Here is a 17,356-nt window from a genome sequence, read left to right as displayed (position 1 = left end):
CGGCGGCGAGACTTAAAATTCCGACACACGTAGGGGGGCCATGAACTCCGAGCGGCTGCGGATACAGGGAGCACGGGAGCTGAAGGCGACACTGGACACACCGGAGAGGGGGAATACCGACGCCGTCGTCGTCGCGTGCCCGCCACACCCGCAGATGGGCGGGGACCGCCGGGACGGACGGCTCCGGGCGCTCGGGGAGGAGCTCTGCGAGCGCCACGTTGCCTGCCTGCGGGTCGACTACGGCCCCTACGACGAGGGCCGCGCCGAGCGCCGGGACGTCCGCGAGGCCCTGTCGTGGGCGCGCGAGCGCTCCGACCGCGCGGGACTGTTCGGCTACAGCTTCGGGGCCGGCGTGGGCCTGCTCGCGGCGGCCGAGGAGTGCGAGGCGGGGACGGCCCCTGTCGCCACGTCGGTCCTCGCGCCGCCCGCGTCCTCCGGGGGGGAGTCCACTGTCGAGGCCGTCGACCGGGTCACCTCGCCGCTGCAGGTCGTCTACGGCGAGCGCGACGGCACTGTCGACTGGGAGCCGGTCGTCGAGCGCGCCCGCGAGCGCGACGCGAGCGTGACGGGCGTGCCCGCGGACCACTTCTTCGTGGGACAACAGGACCGGGTGGCCCGGCAGGTCGCGGAGTTTCTGGCCGCCGCGCTCGGACCGGAAACGGAACGCTGACCGGTCTGAGGCGGAGGGCAGGACTGGGGTGGCGAGGGCGCCGGAGTTTGGCGGTCGGTCACAAACGCCGGCGGGTCCGTAACGCATTAGGCGACGCCCGGCACACCGTCAGTATGCCAACGGAGCAGACGGGCTACGACCCGAGTCTGGGCCGGAAGTTCGTTTTCGTCACGGGGGGCGTGATGTCGGGGCTCGGCAAGGGCATCACGGCCGCCAGCACGGGCCGGCTGCTCGCCAACGCCGGCTTCGACGTCACCGCCGTCAAGATCGACCCCTACCTCAACGTGGACGCGGGGACGATGAACCCCTTCCAGCACGGCGAGGTGTACGTCCTCAAGGACGGGGGCGAGGTCGACCTGGACCTGGGCAACTACGAGCGCTTTCTGGACATCGACATGACCTTCGACCACAACGTCACCACCGGGAAGGTCTACCGGGAGGTCATCGAGAAAGAGCGTGCTGGTGACTATCTCGGCCGGACGGTCCAGATCATCCCCCACATCACCGACGACATCAAACGGCGCATCCGCGAAGCAGCGGAGGGCTCCGACGTCTGCATCGTCGAAGTTGGAGGGACGGTCGGCGACATCGAGGGGATGCCCTACCTCGAAGCCCTGCGCCAGTTCGCCCACGAGGAGGACGACGACGATATTCTCTTCACCCACGTCACGCTCGTCCCCTACTCGAAAAACGGCGAGCAGAAGACCAAACCCACCCAGCACAGCGTGAAGGAGCTGCGCTCGATCGGCCTCCAGCCGGACATCCTCGTCGGCCGGTGTGAGGACCCCCTCGAGGAGGAGACCCGCGAGAAAATCGCCCTGTTCTGTGACGTCCCCACCGGCGCCGTCTTCTCGAACCCCGACGTCGAGGACATCTACCGGGTCCCGCTGGTCGTCGAGGACGAGGGGCTGGACGAGTACGTGATGGACCACCTCGGCCTGGCCGGGGAGGCACTCCCCGAGGGACAGCGCGACACCACCTGGCGGGAGACTGTCACCCGCGAGTCCGAGGGGGAAGTCGAGGTCGCGCTGGTCGGCAAGTACGGCCTGGAGGACGCCTACATCTCGATCCACGAGTCGCTGAAACACGCCGGCCTGGAAAAGCGGGTCGACGTCGACCGCCAGTGGGTCCACTCCGAGGACCTGGCCGACGGCCACGACGGCCAGCTCGACGGCGTCGACGGCGTCGTCATCCCCGGCGGCTTCGGCTCGCGAGGAACCGAGGGGAAGGTCGAGGCCATCCGCTACTGCCGGGAACAGGACGTCCCCCTGCTCGGGCTGTGTCTCGGCTTCCAGCTCTCCGTCGTCGAGTTCGCCCGCAACGTCCTGGGCCTGGAGGGCGCCCACTCCGCGGAACTCGACGAGGACACGCCCCACCCCGTCATCGACCTCCTGCCCGAACAGAAGGAGACCGAGGACATGGGCGGGACGATGCGGCTGGGCGCCCACGAGACCGACCTGCAGGCGGGGACGCTGGCCCGCGAGCTGTACGGCGCGAGCACCTGTACCGAGCGACACCGCCACCGCTACGAGGTCAACCCCGAGTACATCCCCGACCTGGAGGCGGCGGGGATGGTGTTCTCGGGCACGTCGGGCAACCGGATGGAGGTGCTGGAGCTGCCCGACCACCCCTACTTCCTGGGGACGCAGTTCCACCCCGAATTCCGCTCGCGGCCGACGCGGGCGAGCCCGCCATTTGTAGGCTTTCTCGATGCCATCGTCACTGCCGAGCAACCCGCCCGCGTGGGGGGTGACGACTGATGGTCGACGTCGACTCCTTTATTCCTGAAGCGAAAGCCGAGATCGCCGAGGCAGTCGGCGACAGGAACGCGGTCATCGCCCTCTCGGGGGGCGTCGACTCCTCGACGGCCGCCGCGCTGGCCTACGAGGCTGTCGGCGACCAGCTCACGCCCGTCTACGTCGACACCGGGCTGATGCGGAAAGGCGAGACCGACCAGATCCGGGAGACCTTCGAGTACATGGACTCGCTGCGGATAATCGACGCCAAAGACCGCTTTCTGGGGGCGCTGGAGGGCGTCACCGACCCCGAGGAGAAACGCCACGCCATCGGCGAGCAGTTCATCCGCGAGTTCGAGGCCGTCGCCGGGGAGGTCGGCGCCGACTACCTCGTCCAGGGGACCATCTACCCCGACCGCATCGAGAGCGAGGGCACCATCAAGAGCCACCACAACGTCGGCGGCCTGCCCGAGGTCGTCGACTTCGAGGGGATCGTCGAACCGATGCGGGATCTCTACAAGGACGAGGTCCGGGAGGTGGCCCGCGCGCTCGACCTGGAGGAACTCATCAGCGAGCGGATGCCGTTCCCCGGGCCCGGCCTCGCTGTCCGGATCCTCGGCGAGGTGACCGAGGAGAAACTCGCCGTCGCGCGGGAGGCAAACCACGTCGTCGAGGAGGAACTCGCCGACCACGACCCCTGGCAGGCCCTGGCGGCGGTCATCGGGAAGGCGACGGGCGTCAAGGGGGACAACCGGGTCCACGGCTGGGTGGTCGCCGTCCGCTCCGTGGAATCGCGGGACGGGATGACCGCCCGCGCCCAGGAGGTCGACTGGGACACCCTCCAGCGCATCCAGTCCCGCATCACCGGGGAAAACGAGAACGTCTCCCGCGTGCTCTACGACGTGACCCACAAGCCGCCCGCGACCATCGAGTACGAATGACCGTGAGGATACCGAGAGCGGGACACCTATCCGGTAGCACTCCCTGGCGTCTGCCATGAGAGTTATCGTCGCCGGGCCCGACGAGCGCGACATCGCGGCCGCCATCGAAGCGGAGGGACACGAGGTCGCGCGGGTCGACGTGGCCAACCGGCCGGCCCTGGAGGAGGCCGGCGTGCTCGAGGCCGGTGCCTACGTGTTGACCGAGGTCCGGCAGGCGACCTCGATCCCCGTCGCGCTCGACCTCAACGAGGGCCTGAAGGTGGTCGTCTACGACACCGAATCGCTTCCGGACTTCGCCCGCGGACAGGCCGACCTCGTCGTCGACCCGGAACTGCTGGGCCCGGACGCGGTCGCCGCCGAGCTTTAGCCGGCTCCCGGTCTACGCGCGCGTTCCGGTCGCGTCGGTGCCGCTCCCGCTCTCCCCGGCTCGCCGCGCGGCGTCGGCGACGCGTTCGGACCCGCGGTCGACGAAGGGGGTACCGTGACCCTGGCAGGCCACAGCGAAGTCACCGGCCCGGTCGGCGAAGTCCACGAGGCTCTCGCGGGCCCGGTCCCCGTCGTAGTTGAGATACCACGGGGGGAGCTCGTACCGACCGTCGGACTCGACGACGAGGTCACCGAGCAAGCCCACCGAGAGTTCCTCGCTGACGAAGGCGGTGTGACCCGGCGTGTGGCCGGGCGTGTGGTAGGCGGTGAAGGAGCCGACGGTTTCGCCGTCCTCGACGGCCTCGACGGGCAGGTCCGGCGTCGAGCGCGTCAGGTCCAGCGCCCGCTGGAGCACGCCCTTCCGGTTGCTCCAGGGCGGGCGCTCGTCGCCGCGCAGGTAGGGGGCGTCCCCGGCTCCGACGTAGACGGTGGCGTCGAGCCCGCCGAGGCGCCCGAGTCCGCCGACGTGGTCGATGTCGAAGTGCGTGACGAGGACCCGCTCGATGTCGCCGACGCTGCCGACCTGCGAGATGGCCCGGGCCAGCCGGGAGCTGTGCCAGGGCATCCCGGCGTCGACGAGCGTCAGCGCGCCGTCGTCGACCAGGAAGGCGTTGGTCCCCTGCAAGTCGACCCACCAGACGTCGTCGGTCAGGGTCGTCACCATACCTCCTCGTTGGGGCCGAGCGGGCAAAAGGGGCGGGACCCGGAACAGCGGCGGGCCCGACGGTTCAGACGTCTTCGGGCGAGTCGCCGCCGGTTGCCTCTTCGGCGATGGCTTCGGCCTCGGCCAGTACGAGCCCCTCGACGCCGTGGCGCGCGGCGTCGGGGTCGCCGGGCAGACAGAAGACGGGGACGTCCCCCACGAGGCCGGCGGTCACTCGCGCGCGGACGACGGCCGTCCCCTCCCGCTCGTGGGCGAGGACGCGATAGAGTTCGCCGAAGCCGTCCATGCGCTTGTCGAACAGGGGCTCGACGGCCCCAGGGGTCACGTCGCCGGGGCCCACGCCGACGCCGCCGAAGGTGACGACCGCGGCGACCTCCGGGCGGTCGACCAGGTCGCCGACGGTCGACTGGACGGCGTCGAGGGAGGTCTCGACGCTGCGGCGGGTGACGACGCGCGCCTCGGTCCCGTCCAGCGCCGGGACCGCGGCGTCCGCGGGGTCGATGTCACCCGTCGGCGAGCCGACCGTCACGAGCGCGTACGTCATCTCCTCAGGGACCGGAACGGCGTCGGAAGTCTCCTCGCCGCCCTCGATTGCAGAATCCGTGGCCGTGGCTGTGTCCGTCTCGCTGTCCGGGTCTACCGCCCCGCTGTCCGGTGCTGTCTCGCCCTCCGCGTCGGCTGTCCCGGCACCCGCTTCGTCCTCGCCTTCGTCCTCGCCCTCGCCGAGGGTGCGGCGCGTGTCGCGGGACTGGAAGTCGACCATAGGGTGGCCTGGGATGCGGAGGTACAAAAACTCAGTAGTACAGCAGGTCCTCGACCAGCCTGTCGAGGTCGCCGTCGCCGACCCAGTCCGGCTCCCGGGCGTCGGCACGCCCCCACGCCGAGAAGCGGGTGACGACCAGGTAGTGGCGCCGCCGGAACTCGCCGTCGACGCGCTGGGTGACCACGCGGTGCTCGACGACCCGCTCGGGGCGCCCCGTCTCGGCGTCGAGAACGGCCCGGACTCGCGTGCCTGAGTGGACTGCCTGCGCTTTCATCGGGACGGTCGCGAAGACCGCCTCGGGGTCGTCGATGCCGACGACGACCGCGGAGTCGTTGCGCGAGCGAACCGCCCAGCCGCCGCCCCGCGGCGAGAAGTAGGGGCGGTAGAGGCCGGCCAGACTCTCGTTGGGGCCGAGGGTGTTCGTCCGGTTCCAGGAGACACCCGCGGCGCCCGGCGGGAGCGTCACAGAGCGGTTCCCGACGGGCTCTTCGGGGAGCAGGCTGGGGTCAGGGCTGAACCGGTAGCCCTGCGCGACGAGGCTGTCGTCGGCGTACTGGACCACCTGGACCGGCCCGTCGACGGACACCTCGGCGCGAAAGCGGTCGGCGAACAGCGCGGAGTCGTCGGGCATCCCCCGCCAGCGCACGAGCGTGGCGACGTACTGGTAGCGACTGAACTCCCGGACCGTCTCGTAGGTTGCGTAGGGAGTGCGGGTCCCGTTCTCGAGCAGGTACACCCGCGAGACCCGGCGGTGGTCGACCTCGCGGAGCTGGTCGGTCACGTCCTCCATCACGGCCGGTCCGGAACGGTCGGTATCGACCGGGTCCCAGGGAACCGAGCGGTGGACGTCGGCGACCAGCACCCAGGGGACCGCCGGCGCGAGGGCGAGGACTGCGACGGCGAGCAGGACCGCCCAGTGGGCCCGGACGAAGGCCGCGCTCGTACGCAGCGGTCCGAGCCGCCCGCCGCTGTCCGCTCCCCCGTCGGCACCGGCCTCGTCACTCATCCGCCACCACCTCGGTAGAGCGTACACAGGGTCGTGGCCGTCCGGGGCGAGGCGACGGTCACCCGGACGCGGTCCCGGTCCGCCTCGACCGGGACTGTGAGGCTGTCGCCGGGTTCGACCGGATACGAGCCCCGGGCAGCCCCGGGCGCGACCGTCGAGGCCCACAGGGTCGTCCCCTCCGCGGTCCCGGCGACCGAGAGGTTCAGTGCCCAGTCGGCGGTGACCGCGTGGCCGGCCGCGACCGTGATAGTGACCTCGCCGTCGGTCCAGGTCGCGTCACAGAGCACCCGCGGCGGCTCCTCGGCCAGCCCGGCGGGGGGATGCGAGGCGGGGAGGAGTGCCGTACAGCCACTCAGCGCGACGAGCACAGCGAGCAGGGCGGGCAGGGCACGTCGCCGCATGCCCGGGGGAACGGGGCGGCGGGGCAAATCTCTGTCTCCCGGCATGCGACGGAGTCGGAGGCGCCGGCCCGCCGGTCACACCGACCCCCACCCGACGGCCACCGTCAGTGTTTTTCACGGGCCACCCTACCTCCCGGGTATGCAGGCAGTTCAGTTCACCGAGCACGGCGACAGGGACGTCATCGAGTACGGCGAGTTTCCGGACCCCGAGGTCGACGACGACGAGGTGCTGGTCGACGTGAAGGCCGGCGCCCTGAACCACCTCGACATCTGGACCCGGCGGGGACTGCCGACGATCAACGTCGAGATGCCGCATATCCCCGGCAGCGACGCCGCGGGTGTCGTCCAGGAGGTCGGCGCCGACGTCGGGCGCTTCGAGGAGGGCGACGGCGTCGCGGTCGCCTCCGGCCTCTACTGCGGGGAGTGTGAGTTCTGCCGGCACGGGGAGACCACGCTGTGCAAGCGCTTCCAGATCCTGGGCGAGCACACCCGCGGCGTCCACTCCGAACTCGCCGCGGTCCCCGCTGAAAATCTCGTCCCGGTCCCCGAGCACGTCGACTGGGAAACCGCCGCGGCCGCGCCGCTGGTCTTCCAGACCGCCTGGCGGATGATGCTCTCGCGGGGCGACGTCAGTCCCGGCGAGAAAGTGCTGGTGCTGGGCGCGAGCGGCGGGGTCGGCCACGCCGCCGTCCAGATCGCCGATTACGTCGGCGCGGAGGTCTACGCCACGGCGTCCACCCAGGAGAAACTCGACTACGCCGCGGAGGTCGGTGCAGACCACACCATCAACTACGAGGAGGAGAACTTCGCGAGCGCCATCCGCGACGCGACCGGTGGCCGCGGGGTCGACGTCGTGGTCGACCACATCGGCGCCCAGACCTGGCAGGACTCGCTGGCCAGCCTCGCGAAGGGCGGGCGCGTGCTCACCTGCGGGGCGACCACCGGCGGCAACCCCGAGACCGACCTCAACCGGATCTTCTGGAACCAGCTCGAGGTCATCGGGTCGACGATGGGTACCCCCGGCGAGGTCGACGACGTCCTCGAACTGGTCTGGGAGGGGGCCTTCGAGCCCCGCATCCGGGACACGCTGCCGATGAGCGAGGCCGCCCGCGCCCACGAGATGATCGAGGAGCGCGAGGGCTTCGGCAAGGTCGTCGTGGTGCCCGACAGCGAGTACTGATGGCCGACGAGGGCGCCGACGCACCGACGGTCGAGCCCGGCGGGACTCCCGGCAACCCCGGCGCCGACGACGGCTCGGGTCGGGAGGAGGAGCCGTACATCCACGACCCGGAGGGCGTGCGGCCACACCAGGCCCCGCCCAGCGAGTCGGGCTTTGACTGGCGGGGCTGGCTGCTGGTCGGCGTCATCCTGGTTTGCTTTCTGGTCGTTCCGGCCGCGATCCTCTATCTCCCGCAGGCCCGGGGGTTCATCGAATCGCTCGGGCTGACGCTGCGGGACGCCTACCTCGTCTTGCCGCTGATCCCCGCGTTCCTGCTCGGCGCAGTGGCGGTGTGGGCGGCGGTGAAGTCGCGGACGTAGCCGCCGGAAAAGCAGCCGGTTTCAGTCCCGGACGTCCCGGCGCATCGCGATCTCGAACCACGGGCACAGGCGGAGCTGGCGGTACCACCGGGGGTTGCGGTGCAGGCGCTCGTAGGGCACCCACATCAGCCCCGCGACCTCCGAATCATCGGGGTCCAACACGGTATCCGAGAGGGTGGCCCGGAGCACCGCACACACCTCGTGTTCGACGCCCTCGTCGAGGTAGTAGCGCTTGTACTCGAAGCGGTCGGTGACCCGGAGGTCGTCGTACTGTTCGGGGGTGACGCCGAGTTCTTCCTCCAGGCGCTGCTCGGCGGCCTCGACCTGCGTCTGGCCGTCGACGGGGTGGGAGGCGACCGTCCCGTCCCAGTAGGTGTCCCACAGCCGCTTGTCCGGGCTGCGCTGTGCGAGCAGGATCCGCCCCTCGCCGTCGAACAGCAGGGTGGTGAACGCGCGGTGGCGGATCCCTTCCCCGGTGTGGGCGTCCAGCCTGTTGACCAGCCCCTGCGGGTTGTCGTCGGCGTCGACGGCGATGACGTCCTCGCCGGCGTTCGCGTGTGTCCGGCCGCCGGCGGGCTCCTCGACAGTCATTGGCCCACTCAAAGGGGAGCATCCACAAACCGGCTTCGGTTGCGGACAGCCGTTACCCGAGCCGCTCGTCGAGGATCAGCCGCGTCTTCGTGTTGATGACCTCGTCGAGTTCGCGGACGCGGGTGATCATGTCGTTGAGCGCCGAGGTGTCGGCGGCGTCGACCACGACCACGATATCCTCCTCACCGGAGACCTGCCAGACGAAGTCCACCTGGTGCCACTCCGCCAGCTCCCCCGTCAGCCCCTCCGTGCGGACGTCGACGTCGACGCTGACCTCCACCATCGCCTTCACGTTGCCTGTACGGGTCGAGACGGTAAAGCGCTCGATGATGCCGTCCTCGACCAGCTGCTCGACGCGGTTGCGGACCGTCCCCTCGGAGGTACCGACCTCGTCGGCGATCTCGGTGTACGGCGTTCGGGCGTCCCGGCGGAGGATGTCGAGGATCGCCCGGTCCAAGTCGTCCATCGAGGCCTGATCGTACCGGCGGTCGGTACTTCAACGCTACGAATTTCGTAACTCGTCTTCGAAAGCAACGCTTATCTGCCGGAGTGTGATACGCATCTCGTAATGTCGGACGCCTACATCGCCATCGAGGGTGAGCGCGTCGTCGAGGCGCGCGCGCGCTCGCCGGGCACCACGCGCGGGGAACTGGTCTTCACGACGGCCTACACGGGCTACGAGGAGAGCCTGACCGACCCCAGCTACCGGGAGCAGGTGCTGACCTTCTCCTACCCCCTGATCGGCAACTACGGCGTCCGCGAGGAGCGGTTCGAGTCCGACAGCGTCCAGCCCAGCGCCGTCGTCGCCCGCGAGATGACCGACGACGTCGCCGAGTGGCTCCGCGAGGAGGGCGTGCCGGGCGTCGACCACCTCGACACCCGCGAGATCGTCACCGAGATCCGCGACGAGGGGGCGATGAAGTGTGGCGTCGCGGCCGGGCCGGACGTCACCGAGGAGGACGCGCTGGAGCAGCTCCGGCAGTGCAAGCACATGTCCGAACACCGCGACATCGGCAAGCAGGTCTCCGTCGACGAGGCGGAGGTCCACAACCCCGAGGGCGAGGGGGAGCGGGTCGCGCTGGTCGACTGCGGCGCCAAGGGGTCGATCACCGACTCGCTGGTCGAGCGGGACGCGGTCGTCCACCGGCTTCCCTACGATGCGACCGTCGACGACGTGGCCGCCGTCGACCCGGACCTCCTGTTCATCTCGAACGGGCCGGGCGACCCGGAGAACTTCGAGCAGGCCGGCGAGGTCGTCGAGGAGTACGTCGGGGACCTGCCGCTCGCGGGCATCTGCCTGGGCCAGCAGGTCGTCGCCAACGCTCTGGGTGGGTCCACGGAGAAGATGGAGTTCGGCCACCGCGGGGTCAACCAGCCCGTTCGCGACCTGCGGACCGACCGCGTCGTGATGACGACACAGAACCACGGCTACACCGTCGCCGACCCCGGCGAGCAACTGGACGTCACGCAGGTCAACGTCAACGATGACACCCCGGAGGGACTCGAAAACGACGACCTGGGGATCATCACCCGGCAGTACCACCCCGAGGCAAACCCCGGGCCCAACGACTCGCTGGACTTCTTCGACGACGTGCTCGAACTCGCGGACGGCGAGAGCTGAGCCGGCCGACCGGGTTCGGACTGTTCCGTTCTACTTCTCGTCGACGTCGCGGACGATACCGGTCGTGGCTGGCTCGCCGCCGTAGTCGGTCACGCCGCCGTGGACCTCGACGCGCAGGGTCCCGCCGTCTTTCCGGCGCCCGGTGAACGAATCACGGAAGGTGTCGTCACAGCGCTCGGGGAGGTCGGAGAGCATGTCCGCGACGGCGTCGTGCTCGGCGTCGGCGACGAGCACCAGCGGCGACTCCCCGAGGAGTTCCTCCTGTCCGTACCCGAAGATGTCGGCGAACTTCCGGTTGACGTAGGCCAGCTCGCGGTCCTGGACGACGAACACCCCCGCCACACCCTGCTCGACGAGGCGCTGGTACCACGAGAGCGCGTCCCAGAACTGCTGTTGGGTGCGGTACTGGTCGACGGCGTTCTCGACCCGGTTCGAGAGCACCTCGTACTGGTCGGTCCCGCCGCCTTTCTGCATGTAGTCGGTCACGCCGGCCGCGATGGCCTCGCTCGCGATCTCCTCGCTGCCCTTGCCGGTGAAGAGCACGAACGGGAGGTCGGGGTACCGCTCGCGGACGAGTTCGAGAAACTCGAGCCCGTCGGTGCGGGGCATCTGGTAGTCGCTGATGACGCAGTCGAAGTCCCCCTCGCCGAGCAGGTCCAGCGCCTCGACGACGGTGGTCGTCGTCGTCACCTCGAAGTCGTCGTTGATCCGCTCAAGGAACGTCGCGGTGACGTCGGTGATCCCCGGGTTGTCGTCGACGTGAAGCACCCGCACCGGGTCGTGGTCCTTGATGTCCGCCAGCGGCGTCGGAACCTCGAGGGTCCGCTCCTCGGTCGACCCGAAATTCCCGCTCCGGACGAACGCGGGACGCTTCTGGCCCGCGCGCCGGCTCGTCCGGAGGGCCGCGCGCGGGATGCGCGCTACTCCCGGCTGGTCGTCACAGTCCATCGCCGGTCACATCCAGGGGGATCCAGCTTCTGACGGTCTGGGATGGCCGTCGCGACCGCCCACCCGGCTCTTCGGGCGGCCCGGACCGCGGTTCGACGACGCCACGCGAGCGAATATCTGGAGTGCCCCGGTGGCGTGCGCGCGAGCAGATTCGTGCCTCTGACATGTACTTCGGTCCTGATGGTGTTTGGTACCGGCGGCTGTATAACAGTATTGGTAGCCTCGAAATCCGAGGCTACTCTTGTCGTAGGCACCTGTTTATTTTGCCATCCCGTGTGACACACTCCCAACCACGGGCCCTGAGTGTCCGCGCGGCGCGAGTGTGGCTACCCATAACATATAATATGTAAGAAAATATCAGAAAAATTTAATTTAACGCGCACCATTTGTCGGAGTGTACCATGGCAGACAGCAAGGTCGCTTCGTACCTGGCAGAGCACCCGAAAATGATCGGCGTCCTGGCCACCGCGCTGCTGCTGCTCTCGCAGGCGGGGGCTGTTGCGGCGGGCGGCGGAAATACGATTTCTGGACCCTAAAATAACTCAGTTCAGTTCTTCTCGCACTGAATAACTCCACCTAAGTCCCCCGTCCATTCTTACCGGGGCATTCTCTAGCTTCAGAAACTCGGATAATTCAGTTTCTGAGACGTGGAACTCGGTGCATCTTCCAGGAATGACGGAGTACTTACTGCCACCGGTGAGATAAGGCATAAACACTGAACCGATACCAGCGTCATTCGTTGCGTACGTTTCGACACCGAGAATGTACCCCTGTCCGGCCTCTGAGATCTCAAGAAGATACGGAGTTCTACTTGCTGGCTGCGCGACCGTCATCCCACCGTCACCCACGACGGTATACTGCCCCCCGACAATACTCTCCTCGCCCGCGATGTCCAGCGCGGCATGGAGCGGGAAGCCGGCGTTGAGCAGCCGGGCGATCAGCCCGCCCATCTTCACCGCCTTGCCGTTGACCACGTCGTTCAGCGTGACGATACCGCCGATAGCGCCGGACTCGATGAGCTCCAGGCCCTGCCCGTAGGAGTTACAGGAGTTCAGCAGGAACGCGCCGACGCCGTTCTCCTCGAGGGTTTCGGCGTCGAGTTTCCCGTCGGCACACTCCAGGCCCTCCTCGTCGGTGTGGCCGATGTAGTGGAAGAAGTCCGTGCGCTCCTGGAGGGTCTCGCGGAGCTGTGCGACGGTCAGGTCCCGGCGCACGTCCACCTCGAAGGGCAGGGCCTCGCGGTTGCCGTACACGTCGTCGACCAGGTCCCGCTCCTCGTCCATCCGGGCGTCGTTCTGGACGATGGTGATCGCGATGTCGCCGTCGGTCTGCTCCCGGTCGAAGCGGTTCTCGAAGGCGGTGGTGGTCAGCTTGCTCGCGCCGATGGGCACGCCCTCGCCGATCCAGGCCTGTCCGAGCGTGTCCGTCGACTCCAGGGTAACGTACGGCGAGTCGGCACTTGAGGAGGAGGCTCCCGTCGAGCGGGTGGCGGCGTCCCCCGCCCGGGTCGCGGCGCCCGCCGACCGGGTGAAGACTTCGCCGCGGGTGTCCTCGGGCTGCCCGCCGTCGGTGATGCCGACCGCCTCGACCGTCGTCGTGCTGGGCGCCTCGGTCGTCCGGACGACGGCGAGGTCGTCGACCACGTATGGCAGTTGCTCGACGCTCGTGGCCAGCGGCTCGGCGTGGGCGGTCAGCCGCCACTCAGGGACGTGTTCGGCGACGAGTTCGTAGGGGACGTCGAGATACGCCTCGAGCTGGGCAGCCAGCGGCTGGTCGTACAGCGCCGCGAAGTCCAGGTCGACGAGCGGCTCGACCGCCGCCCGCTCGTGGAGGTCGATGTCGTAGTACCCCTCGGTTCGGGTCACGCAGTCGAGGAAGAAGACCTGCTTGAGGGTCCGCTCGACCTCGGTCTCGAAGCCCTCGGGCCCCGTCAGGGAGTACGCGAAGCCGTCGCCGGTGGCCAGCCGCGGGACCGGCCCCGGCACGACGTCGGCCCCCATGTAGTAGGCCAGCGGGGCCGCCGGGAGGACGTAGGAGAGGTCGGGGGGGAGTTCCAGGCGGACGCCGGTGTCCGGGGCCTGGACGGTCGCCGGGATGTCGAGTTCGTCGCCGACCTCGACGGCCGGCGGGTGGCCGCGCATCGTCGGGTACGAACGCTCCGGGGTGGTCGTCTTGAGCCCGGAGCCGAAGGCCTCGACCGCCCGCATGACGTCGCGGGGGTCCCCGGTCGTCGTGATGGTCGTCGCGGGCCGGCGGTGTCGCGAGCGCGCGCCGAGCAGGACCGTCGTCGGCTCCCCGAAGTCGATCCGGGTCTGGGTGATGTCCGCGGCGATGTCGACGGCGCCCTCGACCTCGATGTAGGTCTTGATCTGTGTCGAGAGCTCGAGGGTGTACCGCCCCTCGGGAAGTGAGGCCTGGTCGAGGTGCTCGACCTCGGCGACCATCTCCCCGTCGGCGTCGCGGGCGTAGACACCGACGACCCGCGGCAAGACGAGCTCGGCGGTCTCCAGACGGACTGCCCGGCCGACGGGGAACTGGAAGCTGCCGGTGTCGGCCACAGCCGGCGACACCGCCTCGGGCGTGTGTAGCCGGTAGCGACGCCGCTCGATGCGGTCGATAACCTCGACCCCGGGGCGCTCTGACAGCGGCGCGAACGTCAGGTAACTGTCGGTGTCCGACATTGGTCGTGACCGCGTAGTTTTTAGTGGTAACGACGAGCAGTAGGAAAAAGCTACTGCCCGGCTCGGCTCGCCGAACCGCCCGAGCCGGCGGCCGCTATCTGCCCCACTCGCGCTGGCTTTTGGGGCGCTCGGCGATGTCCTGGACGGCCATCGGCTGGTCGGCGGAGTCGATCGCTTCGAGTGCGGCCTCGGCGCTCTCGATGGTCGAGAAGTACGTGACCGTCTCCTCGACGCAGACCTCGAGCACCTCCCGGTCCCGCGAGATGACCATGTCGACTTCGCCGTCGCGGATGGCCTCCTCGATCGCCGCCGTCGACTCGAAGTCGTCGAAATCGAGCACGTCGAGATGTTCCTCGAATCCCAGCACCGGCAGGTCGACGACCGCGGTCCCCTCCAGGGGAATGGGCTTGTCGACACACATCTGGGCCTTCTGGTAGGCCTTCCCGAAGGAGCCGGCGGTACCCATCACCTCGCCCGTCGACTTCATCTCCGGGCCCAGCCGCGGGTCCGAGCCGGGCAGCCGGTCGAACGGGAGGACGACCTCCTTGACCGAGACCTGTTCGGGGATGTGTTCCTCGTAGTCCAGCCCCTCCAGGGAGGCGCCGGCCATCACCTTTGCGGCGATCTTCGCCAGCGGGACGCCCGTCGTCTTCGCGATGAACGGGACGGTCCGGGAGGAGCGTGGGTTGGCCTCCAGCACGTACACCTCGCCGTCCTTGACCGCGAGCTGGACGTTCAGCAGGCCGACCGTGTCGAGCGCCTCGGCGATGTCCTCGACGACCTCGCGGATCCGGGGCATCACGTCCCTGATCTCCCCCGAGCGGGGCGGGATCATGCACGCGGAGTCCCCGGAGTGAACGCCCGCGGTCTCGACGTGTTCCATCACGCCGCCGATCAGGACATCGTTCTCGTCGGCGACGGCGTCGACGTCCAGCTCCACGGCGTCGGCGAGGAACTCGTCGACGAGGATCGGCTTGTCAGGGCTCACCCGGACGGCCTCCTCGATGTAGGTCTCCAGGTCCTCGTCATTGTAAACGACGTCCATCGCGCGCCCGCCCAGCACGTAGCTCGGGCGCACGAGCACGGGGTAGCCGATCTCGTGGGCCAGCTCCAGGGCCTCCTCCTCGCTGGTGGCCGAGCCACCCTCGGCCTGGGCGATCCCCAGGTCGTCCATCAGGCGGTTGAACCGGTCCCGGTCCTCCGCCAGGTCCATCGCGTCCACCGAGGTCCCGAGGACCTCACAGTCCAGGTCGCGGCGGTCGAGCTCCTGCTCCAGCGGGTGGCCGATGTCCACCGACGTCTGCCCGCCGAACTGGACCATCACGCCGTCGGCGTCCGCGGCCTCGATGACATCCGCGACCTCCTCGGCGGTGACCGGCTCGAAAAAGAGGCCGTCGGAGGTGTCGTAGTCCGTCGAGACCGTTTCGGGGTTGTTGTTGACGACGTGGGCGTCGATACCCATCTCCTCAAGCGCGCGGACGGCGTGGACCGAGCAGTAGTCGAACTCCACACCCTGGCCGATCCGGATCGGGCCGCCGCCGACGACCACGACGCTCTCGACGTCGCGGTCGACCCGAAGCTCGTCGCGGTTGAGCTCCGAAATCGGGTCCCGCGTCGAGTAGTAGTAGGGCGTGGTGGCGGCGAACTCGCCGGCGCAGGTGTCGACCAGCTTGAAGTCGCGGTCGGTCGTGGCGCCGTCGACCTCGTCGACCGCCGGGGGTGCCGCCGCGGTCCCGCCGTCGGACCGTGGGTCCGACGAGGGCCCGCTCTCCGCGGACCCGCCGTCGGTCTCGACCGCGTCGCCCTCGACGGCGCCGCGCTCGTCGAGCAGCCGGTCGGGCAGCCAGGAGGCGTGGGTGTCGTCGAACTCGCCGCCAGAGAGGGCGGTGATCTCGTGGTCGGTAAAGCCCGCGTCGGCGGCGGTCTGGAACTCGCCCGCGCTCGCGGCCTCGGCGGCCTCGGCGACCCGCTTGTACCGCTCGACGTACCACTCGCGGATCTCCGTCAGCGCCGAGACGGTCTCCACGTCGTAGCCCCGCTCGAAGGCCTCGAACATGGCGTAGGGGCGGGCCGGAGTGGGCCGCTCCAGATACTCGGCCTCCAGCTCGTCGTCGCTCACGTCGCTCCAGTCGACGGCGGGGTCGTACTCCGTCGAGCGCAACGCCTTCAGCAGCGACTCCTCGAAGGTCCGGCCGATCGCCATCGCCTCCCCCGTCGACTTCATCGCCGGGCCGAGCTCGAACTCCACGTCGCGGAACTTGTCGACCGGCCACCGCGGGATCTTCGTCACCACGTAGTCGATGGCCGGCTCGAAGGCCGCGGTGGTCTCGCCGGTGATCTCGTTTTCGATCTCGTGGAGCCGCTTACCCAGGGCGACCTTCGCGGTCACGCGAGCGATGGGGTAACCCGTGGCCTTGGAGGCCAGCGCCGAGGAGCGTGAGACCCGGGGGTTGACCTCGACGACGCGGTACTCGCCGCCGGGGGTGCCGTCGTCGCGCCAGGCGAACTGGATGTTACAGCCGCCCTGGATACCCAGCTCGCGGATCACCTTCAGGGCGGTGTCGCGCATCTCCTGGTGGCCCTCGTCGGGGATCACCTGGCTCGGGGTGACGACCATCGACTCCCCCGTGTGGATCCCCATCGGGTCCAGGTTCTCCATGTTGCAGATGATGATACAGGAGTCGTCGGCGTCCCGCATCACCTCGTACTCCAGCTCGATCCAGCCGTCGATGGACTCGGTGATCATCACGCGGTTGTCCCGCGAGAGATTCAGTCCCTTCTGGACGGCCTGCTTCAGCTCTTCCATCTCCCCGATGACGCCCGAGCCTGCGCCACCCAGGGTGTAGGTGGTCCGCATGATGACCGGGAGTCCGCCCACCTCCTCGACGGCCGCCTCGACCTGGTCGACGGCGTCGATGGTCGTGGAAGCGGGCACCGGCTCGCCGATGGACTCCATGCGCTGGCGGAACTGCTCGCGGTCCTCGGTCGCGTAGATGGTGTCGAGAGGGGTGCCCATCACGTCGACGTCGTGCTCCTCGAGCACGCCCTCCTCGGCGAGCTCCGCGGTGACGTTGAGGCCGGTCTGGCCGCCCAGGCCGGCGATCACCCCGTCGGGCTGCTCTTTTCTGATGATCTCGGCGATGGCCTCCGTATTGATCGGTTCGAGGTAGACCTTGTCGGCCATCTCCGGGTCGGTCATGATCGTCGCCGGGTTGGAGTTGACCAGCACGACTCGCGCCCCCTCTTCCTGGAGCGCGCGGCAGGCCTGCGCCCCCGAGTAGTCGAACTCGGCCGCCTGGCCGATCTTGATCGGGCCGCTGCCAATCAGCAGGATCGTCCGGTCGTCTCCGGCTGTCATTACCCTGGGGC

At 69.1% G+C, this 17,356-nt stretch carries 17 protein-coding genes; 8 read left to right on the top strand and 9 right to left on the bottom strand.

What is annotated here, in order from left to right; genetic code table 11:
- Positions 1-40 precede the first annotated feature (40 nt).
- The 4 genes from GN153_RS08905 (at position 41) to GN153_RS08890 (ending at position 3,714) form a co-directional block, all read left to right on the top strand.
- Entirely contained in the window at positions 41-670 is a 630-nt protein-coding gene (locus GN153_RS08905; protein WP_159901815.1) for an alpha/beta hydrolase, read from the top strand.
- 113 nt (positions 671-783) lie between these two features.
- On the top strand, positions 784-2,430 hold the full coding sequence (locus GN153_RS08900; protein WP_159901813.1) for a CTP synthase: 1,647 nt from the start codon (positions 784-786) through the stop codon (positions 2,428-2,430).
- On the top strand, positions 2,430-3,347 hold the full coding sequence (guaA, locus tag GN153_RS08895) for a glutamine-hydrolyzing GMP synthase (protein WP_159901811.1): 918 nt from the start codon (positions 2,430-2,432) through the stop codon (positions 3,345-3,347). The genes GN153_RS08900 and guaA overlap by 1 nt, the downstream gene beginning before the upstream one ends.
- A 55-nt stretch (positions 3,348-3,402) precedes the next feature.
- Positions 3,403-3,714 (top strand): DUF7126 family protein, encoded by a 312-nt coding sequence (locus GN153_RS08890; protein WP_159901809.1) that lies wholly within the window; start codon positions 3,403-3,405, stop codon positions 3,712-3,714.
- 12 nt (positions 3,715-3,726) lie between these two features.
- Here the strand turns inward: GN153_RS08890 and GN153_RS08885 are convergent, their stop codons facing one another.
- The 4 genes from GN153_RS08885 to GN153_RS08870 all read right to left on the bottom strand — a co-directional run bounded on the left by GN153_RS08885 (position 3,727) and on the right by GN153_RS08870 (position 6,607).
- Complete coding sequence (locus tag GN153_RS08885) at positions 3,727-4,437, bottom strand: MBL fold metallo-hydrolase (RefSeq protein WP_159901807.1); 711 nt, start codon at positions 4,435-4,437, stop codon at positions 3,727-3,729.
- Positions 4,438-4,501: 64 nt separating this feature from the next.
- Complete coding sequence (locus tag GN153_RS08880) at positions 4,502-5,200, bottom strand: molybdopterin-binding protein (protein WP_159901805.1); 699 nt, start codon at positions 5,198-5,200, stop codon at positions 4,502-4,504.
- Positions 5,201-5,231: 31 nt separating this feature from the next.
- Entirely contained in the window at positions 5,232-6,206 is a 975-nt protein-coding gene (locus GN153_RS08875; protein ID WP_159901803.1) for a hypothetical protein, read from the bottom strand.
- A complete protein-coding gene (locus GN153_RS08870; protein ID WP_159901801.1) occupies positions 6,203-6,607 on the bottom strand; it encodes a hypothetical protein in 405 nt (134 codons plus the stop codon). Before GN153_RS08870 ends, GN153_RS08875 begins: the two co-directional genes overlap by 4 nt.
- Before the next feature lie 139 nt (positions 6,608-6,746).
- Here GN153_RS08870 and GN153_RS08865 point away from each other — a divergent pair, with 139 nt between their 5' ends.
- Together GN153_RS08865 and GN153_RS17495 are read left to right on the top strand one after the other, a co-directional pair.
- On the top strand, positions 6,747-7,787 hold the full coding sequence (locus GN153_RS08865; RefSeq protein WP_159901799.1) for a zinc-binding dehydrogenase: 1,041 nt from the start codon (positions 6,747-6,749) through the stop codon (positions 7,785-7,787).
- Positions 7,787-8,146: a hypothetical protein gene (locus GN153_RS17495; protein WP_201287834.1), complete on the top strand. Its 360-nt coding sequence runs from the start codon at positions 7,787-7,789 to the stop codon at positions 8,144-8,146. Before GN153_RS08865 ends, GN153_RS17495 begins: the two co-directional genes overlap by 1 nt.
- Positions 8,147-8,167: 21 nt before the next feature.
- On the opposite strand, the gene GN153_RS08855 is transcribed toward GN153_RS17495, so the two are convergent.
- On the bottom strand, positions 8,168-8,737 hold the full coding sequence (locus GN153_RS08855; RefSeq protein WP_159901797.1) for an NUDIX hydrolase: 570 nt from the start codon (positions 8,735-8,737) through the stop codon (positions 8,168-8,170).
- Positions 8,738-8,789: 52 nt separating this feature from the next.
- Complete coding sequence (locus GN153_RS08850; protein ID WP_159901795.1) at positions 8,790-9,203, bottom strand: Lrp/AsnC family transcriptional regulator; 414 nt, start codon at positions 9,201-9,203, stop codon at positions 8,790-8,792.
- 102 nt (positions 9,204-9,305) lie between these two features.
- On the opposite strand from GN153_RS08850, the gene carA reads away from it, so the two are divergent.
- Positions 9,306-10,358 carry a glutamine-hydrolyzing carbamoyl-phosphate synthase small subunit gene (carA, locus tag GN153_RS08845; protein ID WP_159901793.1) on the top strand — a complete coding sequence of 351 codons (1,053 nt, stop codon included), beginning with the start codon at positions 9,306-9,308 and terminating at the stop codon, positions 10,356-10,358.
- A 30-nt stretch (positions 10,359-10,388) separates the two neighbouring features.
- On the opposite strand, the gene GN153_RS08840 is transcribed toward carA, so the two are convergent.
- Positions 10,389-11,306, bottom strand: a complete 918-nt coding sequence (locus GN153_RS08840; protein ID WP_159901791.1) for a response regulator — start codon at positions 11,304-11,306, stop codon at positions 10,389-10,391.
- A 401-nt stretch (positions 11,307-11,707) separates the two neighbouring features.
- Here GN153_RS08840 and GN153_RS17810 point away from each other — a divergent pair, with 401 nt between their 5' ends.
- Positions 11,708-11,842 carry a DUF7503 family protein gene (locus GN153_RS17810; protein WP_268893124.1) on the top strand — a complete coding sequence of 45 codons (135 nt, stop codon included), beginning with the start codon at positions 11,708-11,710 and terminating at the stop codon, positions 11,840-11,842.
- Positions 11,843-11,848: 6 nt separating this feature from the next.
- Here GN153_RS17810 and GN153_RS08835 read toward each other — a convergent pair whose 3' ends face one another.
- Both GN153_RS08835 and carB read right to left on the bottom strand, forming a co-directional pair.
- On the bottom strand, positions 11,849-13,987 hold the full coding sequence (locus GN153_RS08835; protein WP_159901789.1) for a hypothetical protein: 2,139 nt from the start codon (positions 13,985-13,987) through the stop codon (positions 11,849-11,851).
- A 94-nt stretch (positions 13,988-14,081) separates the two neighbouring features.
- Entirely contained in the window at positions 14,082-17,345 is a 3,264-nt protein-coding gene (carB, locus tag GN153_RS08830) for a carbamoyl-phosphate synthase large subunit (protein ID WP_159901787.1), read from the bottom strand.
- Between the last annotated feature and the right edge of the window lie 11 nt (positions 17,346-17,356).

This window comes from Salinirussus salinus (assembly GCF_009831455.1).
GTDB classification, from domain to species: domain Archaea; phylum Halobacteriota; class Halobacteria; order Halobacteriales; family Haloarculaceae; genus Salinirussus; species Salinirussus salinus.
Note: the sequence above shows the minus strand (reverse complement) of the source record. Positions and strands in the feature narration are given on the sequence as shown.

Bases quoted from the DNA above. Each gene is read 5' to 3' on its own strand.
- GN153_RS08905 (WP_159901815.1), top strand. From the start codon at position 41: ATGAACTCCGAGCGGCTGCGGATACAGGGAGCACGGGAGCTGAAGGCG.
- GN153_RS08900 (WP_159901813.1), top strand. From the start codon at position 784: ATGCCAACGGAGCAGACGGGCTACGACCCGAGTCTGGGCCGGAAGTTC.
- guaA (WP_159901811.1), top strand. From the start codon at position 2,430: ATGGTCGACGTCGACTCCTTTATTCCTGAAGCGAAAGCCGAGATCGCC.
- GN153_RS08890 (WP_159901809.1), top strand. From the start codon at position 3,403: ATGAGAGTTATCGTCGCCGGGCCCGACGAGCGCGACATCGCGGCCGCC.
- GN153_RS08885 (WP_159901807.1), bottom strand. From the start codon at position 4,437: ATGGTGACGACCCTGACCGACGACGTCTGGTGGGTCGACTTGCAGGGG.
- GN153_RS08880 (WP_159901805.1), bottom strand. From the start codon at position 5,200: ATGGTCGACTTCCAGTCCCGCGACACGCGCCGCACCCTCGGCGAGGGC.
- GN153_RS08875 (WP_159901803.1), bottom strand. From the start codon at position 6,206: ATGAGTGACGAGGCCGGTGCCGACGGGGGAGCGGACAGCGGCGGGCGG.
- GN153_RS08870 (WP_159901801.1), bottom strand. From the start codon at position 6,607: ATGCGGCGACGTGCCCTGCCCGCCCTGCTCGCTGTGCTCGTCGCGCTG.
- GN153_RS08865 (WP_159901799.1), top strand. From the start codon at position 6,747: ATGCAGGCAGTTCAGTTCACCGAGCACGGCGACAGGGACGTCATCGAG.
- GN153_RS17495 (WP_201287834.1), top strand. From the start codon at position 7,787: ATGGCCGACGAGGGCGCCGACGCACCGACGGTCGAGCCCGGCGGGACT.
- GN153_RS08855 (WP_159901797.1), bottom strand. From the start codon at position 8,737: ATGACTGTCGAGGAGCCCGCCGGCGGCCGGACACACGCGAACGCCGGC.
- GN153_RS08850 (WP_159901795.1), bottom strand. From the start codon at position 9,203: ATGGACGACTTGGACCGGGCGATCCTCGACATCCTCCGCCGGGACGCC.
- carA (WP_159901793.1), top strand. From the start codon at position 9,306: ATGTCGGACGCCTACATCGCCATCGAGGGTGAGCGCGTCGTCGAGGCG.
- GN153_RS08840 (WP_159901791.1), bottom strand. From the start codon at position 11,306: ATGGACTGTGACGACCAGCCGGGAGTAGCGCGCATCCCGCGCGCGGCC.
- GN153_RS17810 (WP_268893124.1), top strand. From the start codon at position 11,708: ATGGCAGACAGCAAGGTCGCTTCGTACCTGGCAGAGCACCCGAAAATG.
- GN153_RS08835 (WP_159901789.1), bottom strand. From the start codon at position 13,987: ATGTCGGACACCGACAGTTACCTGACGTTCGCGCCGCTGTCAGAGCGC.
- carB (WP_159901787.1), bottom strand. From the start codon at position 17,345: ATGACAGCCGGAGACGACCGGACGATCCTGCTGATTGGCAGCGGCCCG.